The sequence below is a fragment of the Streptomyces sp. NPDC002787 genome, assembly GCF_053592095.1.
Genome location: NZ_JBSFVC010000013.1, coordinates 252560 through 269613, shown reverse-complemented (window position 1 = coordinate 269613; position 17054 = coordinate 252560). Strand labels below are relative to the sequence as shown.

Here is a 17054-nt window from a genome sequence, read left to right as displayed (position 1 = left end):
TAGGCATCCTTACGAGTACATGTGAAACCGAAACACCCGCGCGGCCCCCCCCCCCCCGCCGCCGCCGGCGGCGGGCCCCCCGCCCCCCCCACCACCGGTGCCCCGGACCGGCGCACCTCCGCCTCGGCCGAGGGGCCGTGACGAGCAGGCCCTCTACCATGCCCTTGCGTACTCGCTTGCGTGTCGACCGGCGAAGAGGAGTCAGGGCCATGCGACGGCTGGGGGATCTGGAGGCGGAGATCATGGACCGCCTCTGGACGTGGAACCGTCCGGCGACGGTGCGCGAAGTCGTGGACGACCTCAACAGGACCCGCCCGGTCGCGTACACCACGGTGATGACCGTCACCAACATCCTCTACAACAAGGGCTGGTTGCTGCGGGGCAAGCAGGGCCGCGCCTGGCTGTACTCCCCCGTGCGCACCCGCGAGGCGTACGCCGCCGCGCTGATGGAGGACGGCCTCGGCGCGAGCAAGGACCGCCCGGCCGCGCTGGTCCACTTCGTCGAGAACATGACCGAGGAGGAACAGGCCGCCCTGCGCAAGGCCCTGCGGACCGTGGGACGGCGATCGAAGCCGGACTGACTGACGCCCGAACGACGCTCGTCACCTGACCGCTCGGCGTCGGCTGACGCGCCGTTCCCGTGCGCGCCGTCGCCGCGTTTCCCAATGCTCCTTGTTCCCCCAGGTCACAGCGTGACGGCCTCGTCGCATTTTCAGAGGTTGTTTGTTCGGCGGCACCGGCCCGAAGGCGAACAATCACCGACCCGCTACACCTTGGAGCGCAGACCGCAGGAAACAGGGAGGGGATTACCCGTGGCACTACGCAAGCTGACCGCGACACTCTTCGCCGCCGCGGCGATCGCGGCCTCGACGCTCGGCCTCAGCGGCACGGCGGCCGCCGACGGCGAGGGCCTCAAGGGCACCGCCGGCATCGTCACCGCCGAGGAGGCTCGGCAGCCGTCGCTGACGAAGGCCCAGATGAGGAAGGCGGTCACGCCCGACGCGGCCGGGTCCGGATCGGTGTCCGCCGCGATGAACTGCGCGTACTACTACGTGTGTGGGCAGGGCGCGAACGGCAACAGATTCGACTACACCAGGTGCAACACCACGTACACCCTGCCCAATCTCGTGGGCTGGGGTCCCATCAGGAACAACCAGACGCCCGGCACCTGGGCGCACTTCTACGACAGGGACGGCGCCTGGATGTTCTCCATCAACGCTCCCGTCGAGGGCGAGGTGAACTGGACCCCGGTCTGGTACGCCATCGCCTGCTAGCGAACGGTCCGTCTCTCGCTGTTGCCGGCCGCCTTCGAGCGGTCGGCAACAGCCGCATCAGCCGGGTACACGCGAGATCGAGAACGGAGCCCGCGCCACTGTCGACGTATACCCCCCTCGGGTATAGCTTTGATGTGTGACCCGAGAGACGGGTCACCACGGGCGAGAAGGGGGATGAACGGTCATGGACCACAGCGCTCACCACAGCGCTCACCAAGGCGGCGCCGCGCACAGCCGCGCGTCCTGGGCCACGGCCGCGAAGGCGACGCTGCACTGCCTGACCGGGTGTGCCTTCGGCGAGATCCTGGGCATGGTCATCGGAACCGCCCTGCTCTGGGGCAATGTGCCGACCATGGTCCTGGCCATCACGCTCGCGTTCGTTTTCGGCTACTCGTTCACGCTGTTCGCGGTGCTGCGGGCCGGACTGAACCTCAAGAGCGCCATCAAGGTGGCGCTCGCCGCCGACACCGTCTCGATCGCCGTGATGGAACTGGTGGACAACGCCATCATCGCCCTCACCCCGGGAGCGATGGACGCCCACCTGTCCGACGGGCTGTTCTGGTCGGCCCTCCTCGGCGGGTTCGCCGTCGCCTTCCTCGTCACCACGCCCATCAACAAGTGGATGATCGGCCGCGGCAAGGGGCACGCCGTCGTCCACGCCTACCACTGACGTCCCGTCCGGCAGCTCGAACCGTGTCACGCGGTGTCCTCCAGGACCGCCATCGCCGCGTTGTGACCGGGGACTCCGCTCACCCCGCCACCGCGCACGGCGCCCGCGCCGCACAGGAGGACATTGGCATGGCGGGTCTCGACGCCCCAGCGGCCGGCGCCTTCCTGGGCGTAGGGCCAGGAGAGGTCCCGGTGGAAGATGTTGCCGCCGGGGAGGCCCAGGTCGCGTTCGAGGTCGAGGGGGGTCCTGGCCTCGACGCAGGGGCGGCCGTCGGCGTCGGTGGCCAGACAGTCGGCAAGGGGTTCGGCGAGGTGGGCGTCCAACTGGGCGAGGGTCGACTTCAGCAACTCCTCGCGTACGGCGTCGTTGTCGGCCTCGAACAGTCGCGCGGGCGCGTGCAGGCCGAACAGGGTGAGCGTCTGGTAGCCCTGTTCGACGAGGTCCGGGCCGAGGATGGTCGGGTCCGTGAGGGAGTGGCAGTAGATCTCGGAGGGCGGTGCCTCGGGCAGTGTGCCGGAGGCGGCCTGCGCGTAGGCGGCGGCCAGCTGGTCGTACCCCTCGGCGATGTGGAAGGTGCCTGAGAACGCCTCGCGCGGGTCGACGGACTCGTCGCGGAGCCTCGGGAGGCGCTCCAGCAGCATGTTCACCTTGAGCTGGGCGCCCTCGGCGGGGGTGGGTGGTGTGTCGCCGGTCAGGGCGGCCAGTTCCTGCGGGGAGGCGTTCACCAGTACGTGGCGTGCGGCGACCGTGCCCTCGGTGTCGGCCGTCCGGTAGGTGATCTCGGCGGACCGTCCGTCCGTCGCGATGCGGCGTGCCTCGTGGCCCGTGGCGAGCACGGCACCGGCGTCGCGTGCGGCCGTGGCCAGCGCGTCCGTGAGGGCGCCCATGCCCCCGACGGGCACGTCCCAGGCGCCCGTACCGCCGCCGATCACGTGGTAGAGGAAGCAGCGGTTCTGGCGGAGGGAGGGGTCGTGGGCGTCCGCGAAGGTGCCGATGAGCGCGTCGGTGAGGACGACACCGCGTACGAGGTCGTCGGTGAAGGTCGACTCGACGGCCACACCGATCGGTTCCTCGAAGACGGCCCGCCATGCCACCTCGTCGTCGATCCGGTGACGGAGCTCGTCCCGGGTGGGCAGGGGTTCGGTGAGCGTCGGGAACAGCCGTTCGGCGATACGGCCTGTCATCCCGTAGAAGCGCTGCCAGGCCTCGTACTCCCGGCCCGAACCGGTCAGGCGTGCGAACGCCTCCCGGGTGCGGCGCTCGCCGCCGCCGACGAGCAGACCGGTGGGGCGACCGTCGCGTTCGACGGGGGTGTACGAGGAGATCGTGCGGCCACGGACGCGGAAGCCGAGGTCGAGGTCCCGCACGATCTTCTTGGGCAGCAGGCTGACCAGGTAGGAGTACCGCGACAGCCGGGCGTCGACGCCGGCGAAGGGGCGGGTGGACACGGCGGCGCCTCCGGTGTGGTCCAGCCGCTCCAGCACCAGCACGGAGCGCCCGGCACGGGTCAGGTAAGCGGCGGCGACCAGGCCGTTGTGACCGCCGCCGACGATCACGGCGTCGTACGAGTCGCGCGGCCGGGGTCCGACCGGGCGTCCGGGTTGTGCTGCGTGTGCGGGGGTGGGGGCGGGGGTGGCAGGCATGGCTCTTCGTAACACGCGATGATCGAGGTCGGCCAGGGGTGCGTGCCAGGTGGATCAACGCCCCGGGCGACGGAACCGGGGTTCGGACCGCCCGCCGACGCTGGCCGTCCATGTGGATTCCCGGCCTCGGCCGCCGGGCTCAGGGGCCGACAGTCTCAGGAGCCGCCGATCTCCACGGCCGCCGGGCTCAAAAGCCGTCGATCCCCATGGCCGCCGGGCTCAGGAACCGCCGGTCTCAATGGCCCCCGGTCGCCCGCTGCTGGCGTAACGCCGCCACTCTGCGGTACAGCTCCACCGCCTCCTTGCCGCGACCGAGTTGTTCGAGGCAGTGGGCCTCGTCGTTGCGGCTGGCGAGGGCGTCGGGGTGGGCGGCGCCGAGGACGCGTTCGCGGGCGTCGGCGACGTGGCGGTACTCCGTGAGGGCGTCGGCCCAGCGGCCGAGCCAGCCGAGGCCGACGGCGACCTCGCGGCGGCTGACGAGGGTGTCGGGGTGGTCCGGGCCGAGGACGCGCTCGCGCAGGGCGCACACGTCACGGGACTCGGCGAGGGCCTCCTCCCAGCGGCCGAGGCGGCCGAGGTTGACGCCGAGGCCGTGGCGGGCGCGCAGCGTCTCGGTGTGGGCGGGGCCGTGAACGCGGGTGCGGTCGTCGACCAGCGCGCGGTAGAGGGTCAGCGCGTCGGTGCTGCGGCCGAGCCGGCCGAGGCTGATGCCGACCTCGTAGCGGGCGGCGAGGGTGTCGGGGTGGTCGGGGCCGAGGGCCTGGGCGCGGGACTCGGCGACCTCCTGGTAGGTCTGCAGCGCCTCGGGCCAGCGACCCAACTGGCCCAGCGCGTAGGCGACTTCGTAGCGGGTGACGAGCGTGTCGGGGTGGTTGGCGCCGAGCACGCGGGCGCGGGCGGCGGCGACCTCGCTCGCCATGCGGTACGAGTCCTCCAGCCGGCCGAGCCTGCTGAGGGTGAAGGCGAGGTTGTGGCGGCAGCGCAGGGTGTCCGGATGGTCGGGTCCGGCGATGCGTTCGCGGGCGGCGAGGACCGACAGGTACGCCTGGTGGGCTTCGAAGTGGCGGCCCAACTGGCCCAGCACGTACGCCATTTCCTGGCGTGCGGCGAGGGTGTCGGGGTGCTCGGGGCCGAGCGTGTGCTCGCGGGCGCGGGCGACGTGGGCGAACTCGCGCAGCGCGTCGGCGGGGCGGCCCGTACGGCTGAGGGTGAAGCCGACCTCGTAGCGGCTGGCCAGGGTGTCCGGGTGGTCCGGGCCGAGGGCGTGCTCCCGTTCGGCGGCGACCGCCCGGTGCACCTCACCGGCCTCCGTCCAGCGGCCGAGGCGGCCCAGACTCAGGCCCGCGTTGTGCCGCCGGGCCAGCGTGCTGAGCAACTCCGGTGAGGGGGTGGGCCGTTCGGCGCGTACGGGTTCCTCGACGTGGCCGGTGGCGGGGCGGGCGATCCACTCGCCGGTGAGCCCGGCGGAGGCGTCCGGCGGGGTGAGACCCAGTCCGGTGCCGGTGGCCTTGTGGCCGGTGGTCATGCCTCGGGTCCAGGAGGGCAGACGGGGTTCGCGCGACGGGGGCCGCGCGGGGCGGGGCCGGAGCGCGGTCGTGCCGGGCGCGACGTCCGGGACCGCCGGGGGCGAGACGGCGGACGGCACGTGGGCGGGGGCCGGCACCCCGGCGCCGGCCATCCGTCCCTCACCGACCCGGCGGAGCAACTCGCGGGCGTCGTGCGGTCGTTCGGCGGGTTCCTTGGCCAGCAGGTCCAGGATGATCCCGTCCAGGTACTCGGGCACCTCGTCGCGGTGGCTGCGCGGCGGGCGCGGCGCGGTGTCGCGGTGCCCCATGAGGACGGCCCAGGCGTCGTCGAGATCGAACGGCGGGACCCCGGTGGCGATCTCGTAGAGCACGCAGCCGAAGGAGTACAGGTCGCTGCGCTGGTCGACCTGGTCGCCGCTGATCTGCTCCGGTGACATGTAGTGCGGGGTGCCCATCGCGATCCCGGTGCCGGTGAGGCGGGAGGTGAAGGTGACGTCACGGCCGAGGCGCGCTATGCCGAAGTCGCAGATCTTCACGGTGCCGTCGGTGAGCCGCATGATGTTCGCGGGCTTCAAGTCGCGGTGCACGATGCCTTGTTGGTGGGTGTAGGCGAGGGCGGCCGCCACCTGGTCGGCGATCTCGACGACGTCGGGCACGGGCAGCGGATGGTGTTTGTTGTCCTCCAGGAGCTGGCTGAGGTTGCGGCCCTCCAATAACTCCATGACGAGGAACAGCACTCCGTCGGACTCACCGAAGTCGTGGACGACGGTGACTCCCCGGTGCTGAAGGGCGGCCGCGACGCGCGCCTCGCGTCGGAAGCGTTCCCGCAGGACACGGGTGAAGGACTGGTCGGGCTGGGTGTTGATGGGCTTCAGGCACTTGACCGCGACCTGCCGGCCCAGCGACTCGTCTCTCGCGCGCCAGACCTCGCCCATCCCCCCGCGCCCGATCAGATCGAGCAGCCGGTACCGGCCCTGGATCAGCCTGGTGTCCGCCATCGCCAACGATCGCCCCCGTATCCGTACGGACCCACCCCTCCCCTGGGGTCCGCCTTTCCGTCCAGTATGGCGACCTATCTCCTGACTTTGTACGGTGCCGGACGGGAGCCGGGGCCGAGTCGGGACATGGCACGGAGGATGTGTTTGGGCGGGAGTTGCCAGCGCAGACGTGCGGGAACACAGCGCAGGAGGGTGCCGGTGAGCCGTAGGCGGCGGGTGACCACGGCCGGCGCGGGGCCCGGCCTGCCGTACAACTCGTGGGCGTACGGCGGCAGGGAGGCGTACGCCAGGTTCGCCACGCGCCGCCACAGTGCTTCACGTGCCGGTACGAGCAACGGGTGGGTGGGCGGCCTGCGCAGGAAGTCGTCCACCTCCCGGGCTTCGGGACCGGCGGACAGCTCGGCTCGCACCTTTTCGAAGTAGGCCGCCAACTCCGCCTGGTCGCACGGCACTTCGGCCGGGTCGAGGCCCACGAGGCGGGCACTCACGCGGTGCTCGCCGACGTACCGGTCGGCCGCGGCCTCGGTGAGCGGATAGCCCGAGCGTCGCAGGACGTGCAGATAGGAGTCGATCTCGGCGCAGTGCACCCACAGCAGCAGTGCGGGTTCGTCGACGCCGTACCGCTCCCCCGTGTCCGGGTCGGTCGCCGAGAGCAGGCGGTGGATCTTCCGGACGCGGGCGCCCGCCTTCTCGGCGGCGTCCGTGGTGCCGTACGTCGTCGTGCCGACGAAGCTCGCCGTCCGCATCAGCCGGCCCCAGGCGTCCTTGCGGAAGTCGGAATTCTGCGTGACACCGCGCACGGCGCGCGGGTGCAGGGCCTGGAGGTACAGCGCGCGGATCCCGGCGATCCACATCACGGGATCGCCGTGCGCCTGCCAGGTCACCGAGTCGGGGCCGAAGAGGCCGGGGTCGCCCGCGGGGCCGAGGCGGGGGCCGGCTATGGGCGGGTCCACGGCGGTCAGGTCTGACCGCAGCCGCTAGATTTCACCAAAGCATCACGCTGACCTGCGCTTTTGCCAACCCCGGACACCTTTCCCTCGCTCGGTTGTCTACAACCGAGCACGTTCGACCGCGACATCATCCCCGTACCCTTCCCGGAGCACCGCTGGATCATTCCCTCGAAGAGGGATTCGCGGTCCCCTGTTGCCGTCGGCGGTGTGGCACCGGACCGAAGGACTCCTTGTGGGCGCCTGTGAGCGTTACGACAGCAGGCTCTCGTCGAGGCCGTGGCGTGCCGTCACCCGGGGCCGTCGTGGACCGTCGACCCCCGGGTGCGGCGCGACCTCGCCGAGTCGGCGGATCAGTGGCCGGTGACGACGCCGGACAGTTCGTTCGTGCTCTTCGGCAGGGTCACGGACGTGACCTTCTTGCCCGATTCGATGTCGACGGCGTGCAGCTTGCGCTTGCCCGGCTCCGAGACGTACGCGGTGTTGTCGCGGACGAAGAGGGTGGGCCGGGGCTGCTGCCAGTCCAGCGGCTCCTGCCATTCGTCCACGACGGGGATCTTCTTGTCGACCTTGCCGGTCTCCGGGTCGATGACGTGGAGGGCGCCGTTCGTGCCGAGGAGGAGGGCCTCGCCGTCAGGTCCGCGGCCGAGCGAGCGGAAGGAGTAGCTGGTGCCGAGGTCGACGAGGCGGAGCTTCCCGGTCTCGGTGTCGATGAGGGAGATGCGGGTCGGGCGCTCCAGTTCGGCCTCCGGGTCGGTCTTGTAGTCGCCGAGGAGGATGGGTGAGGTGTCGCTGCCGCGCTGGTTGCCGATGCGGCCGTAGTCGTCGGGGGCGTCGACCTTGGTGAACTTGCCGTCCTTGTAGATCAGGAGGCCGTCCTCGCAGCCGATGCCGACGGCCTCGCCCTTGGCGGCGGCCTCGCCATGGACGCCGGGGCAGTCCTCGTTGCGCTTGATCTCCTTGTTGTTCTTGTCCAGGACGAGGGCGCCGGTGCGCTTCTCCTCGGTGCCGAGGGTGGTGAGGAGTTCGCCGTTGCTCAGTTCGATGGCGACGCCGTGGTGCGGTTCGGCGGAGGTGTAGGTGCGGCCTTCCGGCTTCTTGCCGCCCTTGAGGTCGGCGGGGTCGAAGACGTTGACCTCGCCGGTGCCGTCGGTGAACAGCACCGTCTTGCCGCCGTGCTGGACGACGTGGCCGGGCTTGGCGCCCTTGTACTCGACGCCGGTGAAGGTCTGCTCGGCAGCGTTCAGGACGCGGAAGCCGGCGTCGGTGGAGACGATGACGTGGGCGTCGTCGCCGGCGGGGTTGAGGCGGTTGAAGCCGGGCAGCTCGATCGTGTTGGCCAGCTTCAGGCTCTCGCCGTCCAGGACGTACAGTCCGCCGTCGAACGTGGCGACCAGCGGGTCCTTGACCGCCACGGCCTTGGTGCTCGGCGCCGCCTTGGCCTTCGTCTCGGACGAGGGGGTGTCCTCTCCTCCGCAGGCGGTCAGGACCGCGGAAGCCGCCAGGGCGAGGGCCGTGCCCGTGAAGGCTCGGTTGCGTATCGGCTTGTTCACCGGTGTGTTCCTTTCTGTGCCGCGCGGGTCGCGGCATGGGGTGGGGGTGGGAGTGTGTGATGGCCGTGGTCGGCCGGTGTCCGGATCAGGGGCGCCAGATCAGGGGCGCCGGTTCAGGCGCCGGTCAGGCCGTCGGTCATGGCGGTGGTGTTGGCACGCATCATCTGCAGGTAGGTGCCGGCGCCCTTGTTCTTCTCCGTCAGGGATTCGGAGTAGAGCTCGATGACGCGCACGCCGCCGCCCAGTTCGGTGCGCAGGACCTCGGCCAGCCGCTTGGGCTGGGAGGAGTCCGCGAACACGGTTTGTACGCCTGCTTCGCGCATCGCCTCGGTGAGCGAGCGAAGGTCGGAGGAGCTCGGCGAGGCCAGCGTCGTACCGCTCGGGATCACCGCGCCGATCACCCGGAAGCCGAAGCGGTCGGCGAGGTAGCCGAAGACGTGGTGGTTGGTCACCAACGACCGCCGGTTCTCCGGTATGCGGTCGAAGGATTTCTCCATCCAGGCGCTGAGGTCGGAGAGTTGGTCGTCGTAGCGGTCGGCGTTGGCGCGGATCGTCTTCTCGTCCACGCCGTCCACGTTCTCGACGACCTGGTCGGCAATCAGGTCGGCGGCCTTGCGGACGCGGTCGGGGTCGGTCCAGAAGTGCGGGTCGGGCTGCCCGGCCTCCCCCTCGGGGCCGCCGTCGTCGTGCGCCTGGAAGGTGAGGGGGTCCGCCGCCTTGCCGGCCTCGAAGGTGGGCACCCCGGACTCGCGGGCGGCCTCCACGTGCCGCAGGACGTTCTCCTCCAGGCCCAGCCCGTTGTAGACCACGAGGTCCGCGCGCTCCAACTCGGCGGCCTGTACGGCCGACAGACCGAAGGAGTGCGGGTCGGCGTTCGGCTTCATCAGCACGGTGACGTCGGCCTCGTCGCCGACGATCTCCTGGGTGATGTCGCCCAGGATGTTGGTCGTCACGACCACCCGGGGCCGGTCGTCGCTGCTCGTACAACCGGTGCCCGCGCCGGCGAGAGCGAGGATGAGCAGGAGGCCGGGCAGTCGCCGCGACCCTCGCTTCCGCGTCGTCATCGTCCCGTCTCCACCATCAGGGCCGGCTCGACGTCCAGGTCGAAGGTGCGCGCGACGCGCAGGTTGTCGTTGTAGTCGATCTCGTACACGCGTTTGCCCTTGGGGTCGTTGAGATAGGCGCGGCTGCGGTCCACTTCGATGACCGGTCCCGCATCGCTGTCTTCGCGGTCGGCGTCGGGGGCGCCCGTCAGAAGCCGCTTCGTTCCGGAGACCTGCTTGCCGGTGGCGATGTCGTAGCCGTGGAGTGCTCCGTCGGTCTCCAGGACGATCAGGACGGAGCCCTCGCCGGCGGTGTTGGCACAGACGACGGAACCGGTCTTCACCCGTGTCCACGTGCGCTCGCCGACGTCCAGGACCCACACGGCCCGCTCCCCGGCCGGCGCCGTGAGCGTGTCGCTGCCGGGCCGGTGCCGGAAGGCCGTGGCCCGTTCCGCTTCGGGTACGTCACCGCCGTACGGGATCTTCTCGGCGGTGAAGGTGCCGTCGGTCTCACGGACGAGCAGGGCGCCGTCGGCGCAGCCGAGGACGACTCCGCGCCGGGTGACGGCGTCGCCCCGGGCCTCCTCGCACCGGGCATCCGGCGACGCGGCCCGCTTGCCCTCGCGGTCGTACACCACGACCTTCCCGTCGTCCGTGACGCCGAGCAGGTGCTCCGCGTACGGCACGACGGCTCCCCTGTGCGTCCCGGGAAGCGTGCGGGCGGAGCCGACCTCGCCCTTCTCCAGACCGGCCCGGCGGTAGATCCTGGCCCGGCCGTCCTCGTCGGTCACCGCGGTCACGGCGGCATCGCTGCGGACGCGGGTGCCCGGTCCTCCGGGCACCCGGCCCACGTCACGTATCGCCGCGCGGTAGTAGTGGACGTGGTCGCCGTGGTCCACCATCCAGGCGCCGCCGTCGAGGACGCGCGTGCCGCCCGTGGTGTGGAAGTAGCCGAAGCGGCCGTCGGTGGTGAGTTCGGTGGTGCCCGTCGTCCGGGACACCTCGTGCGTCTTGCCGGTGATCAGATCGAGTACCCGGGTGTCGCCGGTGGCCGGGTCGTTGAGCAGCAGCCGCGACTGCTGCTCGGCCTTCTCCTGGGCCCCTTCGACGTAACCGTGCGGAGCGGAGGGCGAGGCGGTGGCCCGCGGGGCGGACGCGCTGTCGTCGTGGCTCGCGCAACTCGTGGTGAGCAGGGAGATCGCCACGAGCGTGGCGGGCGCCCAAGGTATGACGTTGCTTCGGACGAACAAAGGGATCGCCTCAGGTTCTTTCGGTCGGGGTCGTGGCGTGAGCGCCGAGGAGGCGCGCACGGCTGCGGTGGCGGAGGCCGGATGCCAGGTGGGAGAGGAAGAACAGGCTTACCGCGAGGGCCGAGACGGTCGCGCCGGCCGCGGTGCTCAGGTGCCAGGACAGCAGCAGGCCGCCGAAGGTGGCGGTGATGCCGAGGAGCGCGGCGAGGGCCATGACGCCCCGCACACTGCGCGCCCAGGGCAGCGCCGCGGCCGGCGGGGCGATGAGCAGGCCGAGCACCAGCAGCGTTCCCACGATGTGGAAGGAGGCGACGATGGCCAGTGCCAGGAGTCCGAGCAGCACGGCGTGGGTCAGGCGGGGCCGCAGGCCGAGCGTCTGGGCCTTGCGTGAGTCGAAGGCCAGGGCGAGGAAGGCCCGGTGGCCGAGGACCGAGACGGCCAGTGCCAGCAGCAGCGCCACACCCAGCAGCACCAGGTCCTGCTCGCGGACGGCGAGGACGTCGCCGAAGAGGAACCCGGTGAGGTCGACCGCGAAGGACTGTGAGCGCGACACGATGATGACACCCAGCGACAGCATCCCCACGAACAACAGCCCGATCCCGGTGTCCTGGGACAGCCGCGGGGTGCGGCCGAGAGCCGTGACGCCGACGGTCATGACGGCCGCGCTCAGCAGCGCCCCCACCAGCAGGTTGCCGCCGAACAGCGCGGCGAGCGCGACGCCGGGCAGCAGCCCGTGCGACATGGCGTCACCGAGGAAGGCCATCCCCCTGAGCACCACCCAGGTGCCGGCCAGGGCGCAGATCGCCGACACCAACATCCCGCCCCACAGGGCACGCTGCACGAAGGTCACCTCGAAGGGACCCGTCAACCACTCCATGTAAACGAACTATAATGAAAACCATGTTCAGTACACAGGGGCCCCCTCCCGTCGTCACCGAGATCCGGACACCCCGAGTCCGCTTCACAGACCTCTCCGCCGGATATCCCGGCCGCCCCGTTCTGCGTCAACTCGACGCGGAAATACCGGCGTTGGCGATCACCGCACTCGTCGGCCCCAACGGAAGCGGGAAGTCCACCCTGCTCGGAGTCCTGGCCGGAGTGATCAAACCCACATCAGGCCGGCTCCACCACGCCGGCGACCGGCCGCCGGCGTTCGTCCCGCAGCGCGGGGCCGTCGCTGACGCACTGCCGCTCACGGTCAGGCAGACGGTGGAGATGGGACGCTGGGGCGACCGCGGGCCGTGGCGCCGACTGACCCGGCGGGACCGAGCCACCGTGGACCAGGCCATGGAGAGGCTCGGCATCACCGACCTCGCCACCCGCCAACTCGGGGAGCTCTCCGGCGGACAGCGGCAGCGCGCCCTGATCGCCCAGGGGCTCGCCCAGGAATCGGACCTCCTCCTCCTGGACGAACCGACCACGGGCCTGGACCCCGAAGCGAGGGACCGGATCGCCGCGCTGCTGACGGAGCTGGTCGCCGACGGAGTCACCGTCGTGCAAGCCACCCACGACCTGGAAGCCGCACGCTCGGCCGACGCCTGCCTCCTGCTCCGCGACGGTCGACTGGCGGGGCGGGGACACCCCGAGCACGTTCTCACCGCCGCGACGCTCGCCCAGATCTGGCAACCGGTGTGAGGAGCCGGCCCCGCACCCTTCGAGCGAACTCGCCCAGTCCCGCACCGAGCCGGTTCACCGAAGTAGCGGCTACGGGTGGATCCCGGTGGGCACTAGCGGGCCGCCTGAAACGTACGCCGGTAAGCCTGGGGTGAGATGCCGATCGCCGCGTGCAGGTGCTGGCGCAGGGAGGCGCCCGTGGCGAAGCCGACCCGGCCGGCGATCTGGTCCACCGACAGGTCGCTGGACTCCAGCAGGTCCCGGGCTCGGGCCACGCGCTGCTGGATGAGCCAGCGGCCGGGGCTGAGGCCCACCTCGTCGTTGAAGCGGCGGGCGAAGGTGCGCCGGCTCATCCGGGCGTGGGTGGCGAGGTCGGCGAGCGTCAGCGGTTCGTCGAGGCGTTCGAGGGCCCAGGCGCGGGTGGTGGCCGTGCTCGCGGCCCCGCTTTCCGGGACCGGCTGCTCGATGTACTGCGCCTGGCCGCCGTCCCGGAACGGCGGCACCACGCAGCGGCGGGCGACCGTGTTGGCGAGTCGGCTGCCGTGGTCCTTGCGCACGATGTGCAGGCAGACGTCGACGCCGGAGGCGGCCCCGGCCGAGGTCAGGATGGGGTCGTCGTCGACGAAGAGCACATCCGGGTCGAGGGCGACGTGCGGGAACATACGCCGGAACCGGTCCGCCTGCCGCCAGTGCGTCGTCGCCTTGCGGCCGTCCAGGAGCCCGGCCGCGGCGAGCACGAAGGCGCCGGTGCAGATGGAGACGATGCGCGTGCCCGGCCGGATCCACCTGAGCGCGGCAGTGACCTCGTCCGGAAGCTCCGCGGTGACACACGACGGCGAGACGGGCGCGACGACCACGGTGTCGGCCGTGGCCAGAACCTCGGGGCCGTGCTCGGCGGTGATGGTGAAGTCCGCGTTGCTGCGCACCGGATGTCCGTCGACGGTGCAGGTCAGCACCTCGTACCGGCCGTCGGCGGCGCCGAAGATCCGGCTGGGGATGCCGAGTTCGAAGGGGTAGACCCCGTCGAGCGCCAGGACCACGACCCGGTGCGCATGCTGCATGGCACGATCCTATCGAAGGCTGGCGAGCAGGCCATTTTCCGGGCGGACGCGCTCGGGCAGGCTGGGACACCATGAGCACTCAGCACACGATGCGCGCCATCAGCCAGGACGTCCTCGGCGGTCCCGGGGTCCTCAAGGACGTGGAGGTCGAGCGCCCCACGCCACGGCCGAACGAAGTACTGGTCCGGGTGCGCGCCGCCGGGGTCAACCCGACCGACTGGAAGCACCGCGCCACCGGCCGGTTCCTCGGCGAGCCGCCCTTCGTCCTCGGCTGGGACGTCTCCGGCGTGGTCGAGGCGGCGGGGACCGGCGTCGCCCTCTTCAAGCCGGGCGACGAGGTCTTCGGCATGCTGTCCTATCCGTTCGGTCACGGCTCGCACGCCCAGTACGTCACCGCCCCGGCCCGCACCTTCGCCCTCAAGCCCTCAAACGTCGACCACACGCAGGCGGGCGCCCTCCCGCTGGTCTCACTGACCGCCTGGCAGGCCCTCGTCGAGACGGCGAACGTCCAGCCCGGGCAGCGGGTCCTGATCCACGCGGCGGCCGGCGGCGTCGGACATGTGGCCGTGCAGATCGCGAAGGCGCGGGGAGCTTACGTGATCGGCACGGCCAGCGCGGGCAAGCACGCGTTCCTGCGAGGGCTGGGCGCGGACGAGCTGATCGACTACCGGGAGACCGACTTCGCCACGGCCGTGCGGGACGTCGACGTCGTGCTGGACACGATCGGTGGCGACTACGTCCACCGCTCGCTGCGGATCCTGCGCACCGGCGGCTGCCTGGTCACACTCGTACCCGCAGGTTCGAAGGAACTGCCCCGGGAGGCCGAGAAGCTCGGGGTGCGTGCGACCGAGATGCTCGTCGACGCCGACCACACCGGGATGAAGGAGATCGCGGCGCTCGTCGAGGCGGACCGGCTGCGCGCCACGATCGCCGGCACCTTCCCGCTGGCCGAAGCCGCCAAGGCGCACACGCTCGGCGAAACCGGCCGGACGACGGGCAAGCTGGTCCTGGTGGTCGACTGACTCAGATCCGACCGCGCGTCCAGGGCGAGGCGGTCGAGTCCGGGAACGTTGAAGATCTTCTCCACGGCGACGGCACCGCCGACCAGGGCGATGACCGTCGGCAGGAGTTGGGGGAGGACACCGGCCAGCGCTCGCCGTAGCGCGTGCCGGGCGACGTGGTGGGGTGCGAAGCCGTGGGCGTGCCAGGTGCGGGCCCACGGTTCGTTGAAGGCGGCGGGCAGAGCGACTCCGATGGTTCCTGTCGCCTGGTGCAGTCATCGCCGGGGGCCGCGGTACAGGGTGCGGGCGCTGGCCAGTGCGGCGACGGCGATGGTGACGACGAGCGCCCCGAGCATCAGCGTGAAGGAGACGGCGAAGGCGCTCGTCACCATCGGCGCGGGGTCGTTGCGGACAGCCAGGGCAGCAGGGCCACGGCCGTCAGCAGCGCGGTCCCGGCGGCGAGGCGGCCGAGGCCCGCGCGCCACCGGGACGGGCGGGGCCTCGGTACCGGCCGACGTGAAGCTCATCTACTTCAGGTGGGTGTCGAGGTCGATCAGGGAGCGCTCGCGCGGGTCGAGGAGCACGCCCTCGACGTCGGTGGTGATGCCCTGAATAACCTGCTCGTGGACGAGCGGGACGACGGCGTCGGTGCGCAGGATCTGCGCCTCGGCGGCCATGATCTTCTGCTGCCGCTTCGTCACGTCGCCTTCCTCGGCGGCGGACTTGATGGCCTGGTCCACCTTGGGGTCCTTGAGACGGGCGATGTTGTACACGCCGTTGCTCGTGTAGTCGCTCGCCAGGTAGGCGACCGCGTCGCCGGTGTCGAGGAGCACCACACGGGACATGACGAGGGCGTCGTACTTGCCGGCGAGGAGGTCGGCCTCCATCTGTGTGTACTCGCGGACGTCCTGCTTCACGGTGAACCCGGCCTGCTCCAGCTGCTGTTGCAGCACGGTGGCGGCCTCGGGCAGCTCCGCGCGGTTGGTGAAGGCGGCCAGACGCAGGATCTTGCCCTTCGTCCTGGACCTGACCTGTGCGGGTGTCGCGGCCTTGGCGCGGCCGGTGACGTCGACGCGCTTGTCGGCCGCCCAGGACACGGCGGGTCCGAACAGGCCCGTGGCCTGGTCGGCATAGCCGCCGAAGATCGAGTCGACGAGGGCGGAGCCGTCCACGGCCTCGCGGGCCGCCGCGCGCAGCGCGGGGTCGGTGAAGATGCCGTCGCCGGTGTTGAGGATGAGGCTGTCGGTCCGTACTGAGGACACTTCGTGACGGGTTTTCGCGTCCAGCAGCTGAGCCTGGGAGGTGGGGATCCATTCGGCGATGTCGACGTCGCCGCCGCGCAGGGCGTTGGCGCGGGCGGTGCCGTCGGCTATCCAGGTGACGTCGATGCCGGGCGCCTTGGCCTTGCCGCCCCAGTAGCCGTCGTAACGGTCGAGCGTGGCCTTGGACTTGCCGGTGAGCTTCATGACCTCGAACGGGCCGGTTCCGGTGCCGGTCGGGCTTGCGGTGCCGTCCTTCGCGTACGCCTTGGGGGCGAGGATGGCCAGCACCGGGCTGGCCAGGCGCAGCGGGAGCACCGGGTCGGCGGCCTTGGTTCTGATGGTGACGGTGTCGGCGTCGTCGGCCTTCGCGGTGAGGGTGACGTCGCTGAGGACGCGGGGCTTGGGCGTTGCGGCGTCCGCGTGGTCGAGGGCGTTGACGACGGATTCGGCGGTGACCTCGGTGCCGTCCTGGAAGGTCGCCTTGCGCAGCTCGAAGGTCCAGGTGGTGGGGTTGTTCTGTTTCCAGGACTTCGCCAGCGCGGGGGCTGCGGCGCCGTTCTTGTCCAGGGCGGTGAGTCCTTCGACCACGGAGAGCTTGCCCAGCAGGGTCGCGTCGTCGCTGTACGGGGACAGTGCCTGCACCGGCGGCCGGGCGAGCGCGACCCTGAGCCGCCCTCCCGATCCTCCTTCAGGCCCCGTGCCCGTGCCTTGCTCGCCGGAGACGAAACAGCCTGCGAGCAACGGAGTGAGAGCGAGAGCCACGAAGACACCACGGGGGGTCGTACGCATGGGAGGTCCTGTCGTGCAAGTGAGGGTGGTTTGAGCCCCTGCGCCCCAAAGGGGGCAATAGGAGCTCGGCCAATATACTTAGGACACCCTAACTTGATCTACCTCGGTAGGTGAATTCTCAACCAACGAGATCGCTGCGTACGAGGTCCCGCCGTCCACGACCGGGTGGCTCCACCATGGCGTGACCTGGCCCATCCGCGCTCCGGCTGCCCCGTGATCCGGCTTCCGCCCCGTGCGGCGAGCGTTGACAGCGCACCCTTGAACAGCCCCGTCGGCCGCCGTGGTCAGGCTGACGCTGCTGCACGGCGGCAAGGGCGACACGTTCGTCCAGGTCGTGTGGGGCCCAGCTAGACGCGCCCGATCGGGCGGACTCGCCGGAGCCCGCCCCCACCAGGCAATCCAGACCAGCGCCGACTCCCCTGA

At 71.1% G+C, this 17054-nt stretch carries 14 protein-coding genes and 1 pseudogene; 5 read left to right on the top strand and 10 right to left on the bottom strand.

What is annotated here, in order from left to right:
- The first annotated feature begins 209 nt into the window (after positions 1-209).
- From ACWD26_RS20335 to ACWD26_RS20325, 3 genes are all read left to right on the top strand, one after another.
- On the top strand, positions 210-581 hold the full coding sequence (locus ACWD26_RS20335) for a BlaI/MecI/CopY family transcriptional regulator (RefSeq protein ID WP_451271874.1): 372 nt from the start codon (positions 210-212) through the stop codon (positions 579-581).
- A 231-nt stretch (positions 582-812) separates the two neighbouring features.
- Positions 813-1274, top strand: a complete 462-nt coding sequence (locus tag ACWD26_RS20330; RefSeq protein ID WP_451271872.1) for a hypothetical protein — start codon at positions 813-815, stop codon at positions 1272-1274.
- A 184-nt stretch (positions 1275-1458) separates the two neighbouring features.
- Positions 1459-1944 carry a DUF4396 domain-containing protein gene (locus ACWD26_RS20325; RefSeq protein ID WP_451271870.1) on the top strand — a complete coding sequence of 162 codons (486 nt, stop codon included), beginning with the start codon at positions 1459-1461 and terminating at the stop codon, positions 1942-1944.
- Positions 1945-1970: 26 nt separating this feature from the next.
- Here the strand turns inward: ACWD26_RS20325 and ACWD26_RS20320 are convergent, their stop codons facing one another.
- The 7 genes from ACWD26_RS20320 to aztB all read right to left on the bottom strand — a co-directional run bounded on the left by ACWD26_RS20320 (position 1971) and on the right by aztB (position 11781).
- Positions 1971-3587, bottom strand: a complete 1617-nt coding sequence (locus tag ACWD26_RS20320; protein WP_451271868.1) for a phytoene desaturase family protein — start codon at positions 3585-3587, stop codon at positions 1971-1973.
- A gap of 235 nt (positions 3588-3822) precedes the next feature.
- Complete coding sequence (locus ACWD26_RS20315; protein WP_451271866.1) at positions 3823-6111, bottom strand: tetratricopeptide repeat protein; 2289 nt, start codon at positions 6109-6111, stop codon at positions 3823-3825.
- 74 nt (positions 6112-6185) lie between these two features.
- Positions 6186-7064, bottom strand: a complete 879-nt coding sequence (locus ACWD26_RS20310; RefSeq protein WP_451271864.1) for an oxygenase MpaB family protein — start codon at positions 7062-7064, stop codon at positions 6186-6188.
- A 347-nt stretch (positions 7065-7411) separates the two neighbouring features.
- Entirely contained in the window at positions 7412-8611 is a 1200-nt protein-coding gene (aztD, locus tag ACWD26_RS20305) for a zinc metallochaperone AztD (RefSeq protein WP_451271862.1), read from the bottom strand.
- Between the two features lie 113 nt (positions 8612-8724).
- Entirely contained in the window at positions 8725-9675 is a 951-nt protein-coding gene (gene aztC / locus ACWD26_RS20300) for a zinc ABC transporter substrate-binding protein AztC (protein WP_451271860.1), read from the bottom strand.
- On the bottom strand, positions 9672-10904 hold the full coding sequence (locus ACWD26_RS20295) for a hypothetical protein (RefSeq protein WP_451271858.1): 1233 nt from the start codon (positions 10902-10904) through the stop codon (positions 9672-9674). Before ACWD26_RS20295 ends, aztC begins: the two co-directional genes overlap by 4 nt.
- A gap of 10 nt (positions 10905-10914) precedes the next feature.
- Positions 10915-11781: a zinc ABC transporter permease AztB gene (aztB, locus tag ACWD26_RS20290; protein WP_451271856.1), complete on the bottom strand. Its 867-nt coding sequence runs from the start codon at positions 11779-11781 to the stop codon at positions 10915-10917.
- A gap of 14 nt (positions 11782-11795) precedes the next feature.
- Between aztB and aztA the strand changes: the two genes are divergently transcribed.
- Positions 11796-12539: a zinc ABC transporter ATP-binding protein AztA gene (aztA, locus tag ACWD26_RS20285; protein WP_451271854.1), complete on the top strand. Its 744-nt coding sequence runs from the start codon at positions 11796-11798 to the stop codon at positions 12537-12539.
- Between the two features lie 92 nt (positions 12540-12631).
- Here the strand turns inward: aztA and ACWD26_RS20280 are convergent, their stop codons facing one another.
- Entirely contained in the window at positions 12632-13579 is a 948-nt protein-coding gene (locus ACWD26_RS20280) for a GlxA family transcriptional regulator (RefSeq protein WP_451271852.1), read from the bottom strand.
- Positions 13580-13650: 71 nt separating this feature from the next.
- Here ACWD26_RS20280 and ACWD26_RS20275 point away from each other — a divergent pair, with 71 nt between their 5' ends.
- Complete coding sequence (locus ACWD26_RS20275; RefSeq protein ID WP_451271850.1) at positions 13651-14601, top strand: NADP-dependent oxidoreductase; 951 nt, start codon at positions 13651-13653, stop codon at positions 14599-14601.
- 65 nt (positions 14602-14666) lie between these two features.
- Here the strand turns inward: ACWD26_RS20275 and ACWD26_RS20270 are convergent.
- Positions 14667-14822: pseudogene (locus ACWD26_RS20270) on the bottom strand (hypothetical protein); the annotation flags it as partial.
- 285 nt (positions 14823-15107) lie between these two features.
- Positions 15108-16631, bottom strand: a complete 1524-nt coding sequence (locus ACWD26_RS20265) for an ABC transporter substrate-binding protein (RefSeq protein WP_451271848.1) — start codon at positions 16629-16631, stop codon at positions 15108-15110.
- Positions 16632-17054 lie beyond the last annotated feature (423 nt).

Bases quoted from the DNA above. Each gene is read 5' to 3' on its own strand.
- ACWD26_RS20275 (WP_451271850.1), top strand. From the start codon at position 13,651: ATGAGCACTCAGCACACGATGCGCGCCATCAGCCAGGACGTCCTCGGC.
- aztC (WP_451271860.1), bottom strand. From the start codon at position 9,675: ATGACGACGCGGAAGCGAGGGTCGCGGCGACTGCCCGGCCTCCTGCTC.
- ACWD26_RS20320 (WP_451271868.1), bottom strand. From the start codon at position 3,587: ATGCCTGCCACCCCCGCCCCCACCCCCGCACACGCAGCACAACCCGGA.
- ACWD26_RS20280 (WP_451271852.1), bottom strand. From the start codon at position 13,579: ATGCAGCATGCGCACCGGGTCGTGGTCCTGGCGCTCGACGGGGTCTAC.
- ACWD26_RS20325 (WP_451271870.1), top strand. From the start codon at position 1,459: ATGGACCACAGCGCTCACCACAGCGCTCACCAAGGCGGCGCCGCGCAC.
- ACWD26_RS20335 (WP_451271874.1), top strand. From the start codon at position 210: ATGCGACGGCTGGGGGATCTGGAGGCGGAGATCATGGACCGCCTCTGG.
- aztB (WP_451271856.1), bottom strand. From the start codon at position 11,781: ATGGAGTGGTTGACGGGTCCCTTCGAGGTGACCTTCGTGCAGCGTGCC.
- ACWD26_RS20315 (WP_451271866.1), bottom strand. From the start codon at position 6,111: ATGGCGGACACCAGGCTGATCCAGGGCCGGTACCGGCTGCTCGATCTG.
- aztA (WP_451271854.1), top strand. From the start codon at position 11,796: ATGAAAACCATGTTCAGTACACAGGGGCCCCCTCCCGTCGTCACCGAG.
- ACWD26_RS20265 (WP_451271848.1), bottom strand. From the start codon at position 16,631: ATGCGTACGACCCCCCGTGGTGTCTTCGTGGCTCTCGCTCTCACTCCG.